Source organism: Pseudomonas sp. Pseusp11, from assembly GCF_047304405.1.
Taxonomy (GTDB): Bacteria; Pseudomonadota; Gammaproteobacteria; order Pseudomonadales; family Pseudomonadaceae; genus Aquipseudomonas.
The window spans coordinates 90,073-96,233 of sequence record NZ_JBGLZF010000023.1 but is presented as its reverse complement, the minus strand read 5'-3'; the positions used below and the strand labels follow the sequence as shown (position 1 = coordinate 96,233).

At 59.7% G+C, this 6,161-nt stretch carries 5 protein-coding genes; 3 read left to right on the top strand and 2 right to left on the bottom strand.

Annotated elements, in window-relative coordinates; genetic code table 11:
- Nucleotides 1-209 precede the first annotated feature (209 nt).
- The 3 genes from ACCC96_RS19620 (at nt 210) to fecA (ending at nt 4,233) form a co-directional block, all read left to right on the top strand.
- On the top strand, nt 210-698 hold the full coding sequence (locus tag ACCC96_RS19620; RefSeq protein ID WP_258671126.1) for a sigma-70 family RNA polymerase sigma factor: 489 nt from the start codon (nt 210-212) through the stop codon (nt 696-698).
- Nucleotides 695-1,633: a FecR domain-containing protein gene (locus tag ACCC96_RS19615; protein WP_413696667.1), complete on the top strand. Its 939-nt coding sequence runs from the start codon at nt 695-697 to the stop codon at nt 1,631-1,633. The genes ACCC96_RS19620 and ACCC96_RS19615 overlap by 4 nt, the downstream gene beginning before the upstream one ends.
- Nucleotides 1,634-1,899: 266 nt before the next feature.
- Nucleotides 1,900-4,233 carry a TonB-dependent Fe(3+) dicitrate receptor FecA gene (gene fecA / locus ACCC96_RS19610; protein WP_413696666.1) on the top strand — a complete coding sequence of 778 codons (2,334 nt, stop codon included), beginning with the start codon at nt 1,900-1,902 and terminating at the stop codon, nt 4,231-4,233.
- 283 nt (nt 4,234-4,516) lie between these two features.
- Here the strand turns inward: fecA and ACCC96_RS19605 are convergent, their stop codons facing one another.
- Both ACCC96_RS19605 and ACCC96_RS19600 read right to left on the bottom strand, forming a co-directional pair.
- The gene (locus ACCC96_RS19605) at nt 4,517-4,927 is read right to left on the bottom strand and encodes an HPF/RaiA family ribosome-associated protein (RefSeq protein ID WP_007936360.1); all 411 of its coding nucleotides are present in this window, start codon (nt 4,925-4,927) and stop codon (nt 4,517-4,519) included.
- A gap of 169 nt (nt 4,928-5,096) precedes the next feature.
- A complete protein-coding gene (locus tag ACCC96_RS19600) occupies nt 5,097-6,089 on the bottom strand; it encodes a LysR substrate-binding domain-containing protein (RefSeq protein ID WP_413696665.1) in 993 nt (330 codons plus the stop codon).
- Nucleotides 6,090-6,161 lie beyond the last annotated feature (72 nt).

The following is a 6,161-nucleotide window of genomic DNA, read 5'->3' as shown; positions in this document are numbered from 1 at the left end:
CGGGTGATCATCGGGTCAGAACAAACCGGGTACGGCCTCGTGAATGCCACAAGACCCACAAGCCGGCGATATTAATGATAAATATTCTCATACGCAAAGGAGACGATGAGATAACGGGCAAGCGCCGATTGCCGGATGCAGGCCCGCGCCACTACAATGCGAACAATTCTTGTTCTCTAACGTATCAATATGCATCCGGAGCGGTTCCGTTGTCGTCAGCCACTACCGTCGAAGTCCTTTATCACGTCCATCACAACTGGCTCACCGGTTGGCTGCGGCGCAAACTCGGCTGCCCTGACAGCGCCGCGGATCTGGCCCAAGACACGTTCATGCGAGTGCTGACGGCACGGGAAACACCGCAAATCATCGAACCACGGGCGTTCCTCACCACCATCGCCAAGCGCGTGCTGTTCAATCATTACCGCCGCCAGGACCTGGAGCGCGCCTACCTCGATGCGCTGGCGCAGATGCCGGAAATCGTCGCACCGTCGGAGGAAGACCGGGCGATCATCCTGCAAACCCTGTTGGAACTCGACCAGTTGCTCGACGGTTTGCCGCGCCTGGTCAAACGCGCCTTTTTGCTGGCTCAGATTGATGGTTTGACGTACCCGCAGATTGCCGTCGAACTGGGCATTTCCATCGCCACGGTCAAACGGCACCTGAACAAAGCGGCGATGCGCTGCTACTTCGCGCTATGAACAGCCCTGGGGATTTTTCCTCTCAAGTCGCCGAACAGGCCGTGTACTGGTTGATGGAAATCCAGCAAGGTCCGTTGAGCCCGCGCCAGCAAATCGCCTGGCGACAATGGCTCGACGCCCATGGCGAACATCGACGGGCCTGGGAGCACATTCAGCGGGTCAATCAACGCTTGCGCGGTTTGTCTTCACCGCTGGCCCACGCCGCCGTTAACGCACCGAAATCCGCCGGCCGTCGTCAGGCGTTGAAGCTGTTGCTGATTCTCGGCGCGGGGTCGGCAGTCACTTGGGGCCTGCGTGAGCACAATCCGTTGACGCCGTTGCTGGCCGACTTCCGCAGCCCCATTGGCCAGCGACGCAAAGTACCGCTCGGCGATGGCAGTCAATTGCAACTCAACACCGCCAGTGCTGCCGATGTGCGAGTCGAAGGCCAGCAACGGCTGATCCGCCTGCTCGAAGGCGAGATACTGCTGACCGCCACCCAGGCGTTTCAGATACAGACCGCGCAAGGCCTGTTGAAAACCCAGGGTGGGCGACTGAACGTTCGGCAGTTTGCCGAACGCACTCACGTGGCGGTGTTCGAAGGCAGCGTCGAATTGAAGCCCGATGACGGCGCCCCGCTGCTGCTACAAACCGCCCGGCAGTTGAGCTTCGGCGCACGCGGTATCGGCACTCCCCTGCCACTGGACGCCAACAGCGGCGCCTGGGCCGATGGCATGTTGGTGGCCGCACACATGCGCCTGGGGGACTTCCTCGACGAACTCGGCCGCTATCGCCGCGGGCAACTCAATTGCGCCGCAAATGTTGCCGATCTACTGATCTCCGGGACTTATCCACTGGACGACAGCGAGCGGATTCTTGATCTGCTGGAAATCAGTCTGCCGGTGAAGGTGAAGCGGTTTACGCGGTATTGGGTGACGGTTAAGGCGAGGGTCTGAATCTTGATCAACATACATAACCTGTGGCGAGGGAGCTTGCTCCCGTTGGGTCGCAAAGCAGCCCCAAAATTTGCCACCGGAGTTTTCCAGAAAGAATGCCTGCTTAGTTTACGACTGCTTCGCAGCCGAGCGGGAGCAAGCTCCCTCGCCACAAAAAGCAAAACGGTAAATCTGTAAAAATATTCGCCCAACGTGAGCCGTTTTTCAGATCTGGCGTGACAGAGAAGGAAAGCCCCCTTGATTCAACCTTCTCAGGATCGCCCTCCATGCAACCCACCCGTCTCATTCCCCTGGCCCGCACCTTGCGCCAACTCTTGCTGGGCGCCAGCCTGGGCTTGGGCGCTCTGCCCCTGGTGCATGCCGCTGACGCCAAGCCGTACCACATCGCACCGTCTTCGCTGGAAAACGCACTCAACCAGTTTGGCCGTGAAGCCGGCGTGCTGATCTCCTTTGGCTCACAAGTCACCAGCGGTGTGCAGAGTCGCGGCCTGGAAGGCAACTACACCGCCGAACAAGGCTTGAACGCCTTGCTCGAAGGCACCGGCCTGCAAGCCCGCGCCGAGGGCAACAATGCCTTCAGCCTGCAACCGGTGGGCGATGCGGCGCTGGAGCTGGACACCTCGAAAGTGGTCGGCGACTGGCTCGGCGATGCAGCGCAGACCAACGTCTTCGAACACCCCGGCGCTCGCGACGTGATCCGCCGCGAAGAGTTTGAACGCCAAGGCGCGACTCAAGCCCGGGACGTGCTCAACCGTATCCCGGGGGTGAATGCGCCGGACAACAACGGCACCGGCAGCCATGACATGGCCCTGAACTTCGGCATTCGCGGGCTCAACCCACGACTGGCCTCCCGTTCGACGGTATTGATGGATGGCATTCCGGTGCCTTTCGCACCTTATGGCCAACCGCAGTTGTCGTTTGCGCCGATCAGCATGGGCAACATGGAGGCAGTCGACGTGGTGCGCGGCGGCGGTGCGGTGCGCTACGGCCCGCAAAACGTCGGCGGCGTGGTCAACTTCGTGACCCGCGCCATTCCCGATGAGCCGACGGTCAAGGGCGGTTTCCAGAGCGAAACCAGTCCGTCGTCCAGCCACGATGGCTTCAAGACCACCGGCAACCTGCTGGCCGGCGGCACGGCCGACAACGGCCTGGGCGGCGCGATTCTGTACTCGGGCACCCGCGGTGGCGACTGGCGCGAACACAGCGACACCGAAATCGACGACCTGATCCTCAAAGGCAAATACCAGCTCGATGAGGCCAACAGCCTCAACGCCATGGCCCAGTACTACGAAGGCAAGGCGGACATGCCCGGCGGGCTGAACGTCGCCGATTACGACGCCAACCCTTACCAGTCGACCCGCCCGAAAGACCAGTTCTGGGGTCGCCGCACAATGTTCAACTTCGGCTATCGCTATCAGGAAGATCGCCGCGAGTTCACCGCCAATACGTTCTTCACCAAAACCCTGCGTAGCGGTTATCTGGACCAGGGCACGTTTCTCTCGCTGTCGCCACGCGAGTACTGGGTGCGCGGCCTGGAAACCCGTTTCGCCCAAGGCTTCGATCTCGGCCAAACCAGTCACGAAGTCGGCGTCGGCTATCGCTATATCAACGAGGCCGGCCACGAACTGCGCTACCGCACGCCGATCGCCAGTAACGAGCTCCCAACCACCAACAGCCGCAACGACCGCGACACCCGGGGCGGTACCGAAGCCAATGCGTTCTTCGTCGACGACCGGATCGACATCGGCAAGTGGACGATCACACCGGGCATCCGCTACGAAATGATCGAGTCGCAGCAGACCAACAATCTGACCAATGTGAAATACAAGGGCGACTACAACACCGCCCTGCCCGCATTGAACGTGCTCTATCACCTGACCGACAGCTGGAACCTCTACGCCAACACCGAAGGCTCGTTCGGCAGCGTGCAATACAGTCAGATGCCCAACCGGGTGACCAGCGGTGAAGTCAAACCGGAGAAGGCCCGCACCTGGGAGCTGGGTACCCGTTACGACAACGGCGCGTTGCGTGCCGAGATTGGCGCGTTCCTGATCAACTTCGATAACCAGTATGAAAGCAATCAAACCAACGACTCGGTAATCGCCCGTGGCGAAACCCGTCATCAAGGTATCGAAACCAGCGTCAACTATGCCCTCGACGACTTGAGCCCGGCGCTGGCCGGTTTCGATGTGTACGCGACTTACGCCTATGTTGACGCGACCATCCGCGAAGACGGGCCGAACAAGGGCAATCGCGTGCCGTTCTCCTCGAAACACAAAGGCACGATCGGCGTCGGCTATACCGAAGGCGCCTGGAAACTGAACCTGGACAGTAGCTACCAGAGTGACCAGTTCGCCGACAACGCCAACACCTCTACAGAGAGCGCTGATGGCAGCACCGGCAGGATTCCGGGCTACATGTTGTTCAGCAGCCGCGCGGCGTATGACTTCGGGCCGAAACTGTCGGATTTGAATGTGGCGGTGGGGGTGAAGAACATCTTCAACCACCAGTACTTCACCCGCTCGTTCGATGACAACAACAAGGGCAAGTACGTGGGAGAACCGCGGACGGTGTATGTGCAGACGTCGGTGGCGTTTTGATTACTAACCACGAGTCTGAGGTCGGACACTCTTGTGGCGAGGGAGCTTGCTCCCGCTCGGCTGCGCAGCAGTCGTAAAGCCTCCTGACGAGATTTGCCTGACACACCGCACCGGATGGTTTGGGGGCCGCTTCGCACCCCAGCGGGAGCAAGCTCCCTCACCACAGAAAGCCCCTTCACCACAGCAAGTTCCTTTGCCGCAGGGGACCGGTGGACACTGAAACAAAAACGGGCCTGCAATCGCAGGCCCGTTTTAATCAGGAAGGTAAAAGGTAAATCAGGCCTCAGCCGTTGAGCGCAGCCTGTTCGTTCTCGAGAAACTCATCTTCAAGCAGTGCATCGGCATGGGCGCCCCTATCGAACGGAACCACCGCGGCGCGTGGTTTACCGCGCAATTTGCCAAACATATGCTCCAGCGCATGTTCAAGTTTTTCGGCTGCCCCGTCGATCGCCAGTTCCAGGGAGGCGGCTTTATGGGTAACGGAAATCGGTTGGTGGCCTTTTGGCCGCGCTTCCAGCTGGCAGCGCATGTCATGGGGACCAGGCTTGTCGCCGTTCTCGTCCCGCAGATGGACCTCGACGCGGGTCAGGTCCTCTTCATAACGTTCGAGCGTGCTCTCAATGGTAGTACGTACCCACTCCTCCAGTCGTTTACTGCTTTGAATATGGTTATCGCTATTGACTTGGATTTGCATAGTTCTTCCCTTATTTCAGCTAGCTCGCAAGAGGCGCATCGGCTGGCCCTTGGGCGTCATCACCGCAACCTCTTGGTTACACAATCGGTGTGTGCGCGGAACATTTCAACCCCTAAAAAAAGATAAATATTCATACGCAAAAAAAGCCGGACAACGAGCAAAAGCACTGTTAATGTCGGGAGTTGGGTTGCCCCTCTCTTCGCTCATAATTGCCCACATCTGCCCGCTCCCCCAGTGGGTGCTGGCTGCGAAAAACCGCTGCCTCTTCCACCAGCCAGTCATGCACCGCGCGCACGCCCGGATGGCTCAGCGCACCTGGCGCATAGAGCAGCACGTAGCGCTTGTGATTGGGCACCGCCAGGCCAAACGGCACGATCAATGTTCCTCGTTCCAGCTCATCGTTAAGCAGCGTTCGCCGCGCAATCGCCACACCCATCCCGGCAATCGCCGCTTCGATGGTCAGGTGATTGCGGTTGAAGGTGTGCCCGCGCCGCACGTCCGCGCCTTCAAAGCCGATGGCATTGAGGTAAAACTCCCATTCCGCGTATTCGTAACTGCCGCGCCAGGCGGTAATGTCGTGCAACAACGGGAAGTGCATCAAGTCTGCCGGACCGTGCAGCGGCGGCCGCCCTCGCAACAGGTTCGGTGCGCACACCGGGAATATCTGTTCGTCGAGCAAGGTTGTGGATAACAACCCGGGATAGCTGCCGTCATTCAGATCGATCGCCAGGTCGAAATCACCCTCGTGCAGCGGCACGCTGCTGTCCTCCGCCACCAGGCGCAATTGAATGTCCGGGAAGCGCTGCTGCAAACGCGGCAAACGCGGGGTCAGCCATTTGCTCAGGAACGAGGGAATCGAACGCACCCGCAAAATCCCGCTGATCATTCCCGCATCCAGTCGTCGCAATTCTGCGTCGATGCTGCCGTAAGCCTCGTTGACCGTAATGGCCAGGCGCTGGCCTTGCGCACTCAACTCCACCCCACGGGCGCGACGGTGAAACAGGCGAAACCCCAGCCGCTCTTCCAGTTGCCGAATTTGCTGACTGACCGCACCCGGCGTGATGTGCAGTTCTTCGGCGCAACGGGTGAACGACAGGTGCCGCGCGGCACAGGAAAACACGTGCAGCCAGACGTAAGTCTGGGCGTGCAATTGACGACTCATCGTTTAGTCCTGCTAAAGGCTGTCTTAGGAAGTTTCGTTGGTCACGTAGGACCGAGGTAGGCAGTATCGCCG

What these genes read in the sequence shown, in the direction of transcription:
- fecA (WP_413696666.1), top strand. Translation starts at nt 1,900, where the DNA reads ATGCAACCCACCCGTCTCATTCCCCTGGCCCGCACCTTGCGCCAACTC.
- ACCC96_RS19615 (WP_413696667.1), top strand. Translation starts at nt 695, where the DNA reads ATGAACAGCCCTGGGGATTTTTCCTCTCAAGTCGCCGAACAGGCCGTG.
- ACCC96_RS19605 (WP_007936360.1), bottom strand. Translation starts at nt 4,927, where the DNA reads ATGCAAATCCAAGTCAATAGCGATAACCATATTCAAAGCAGTAAACGA.
- ACCC96_RS19600 (WP_413696665.1), bottom strand. Translation starts at nt 6,089, where the DNA reads ATGAGTCGTCAATTGCACGCCCAGACTTACGTCTGGCTGCACGTGTTT.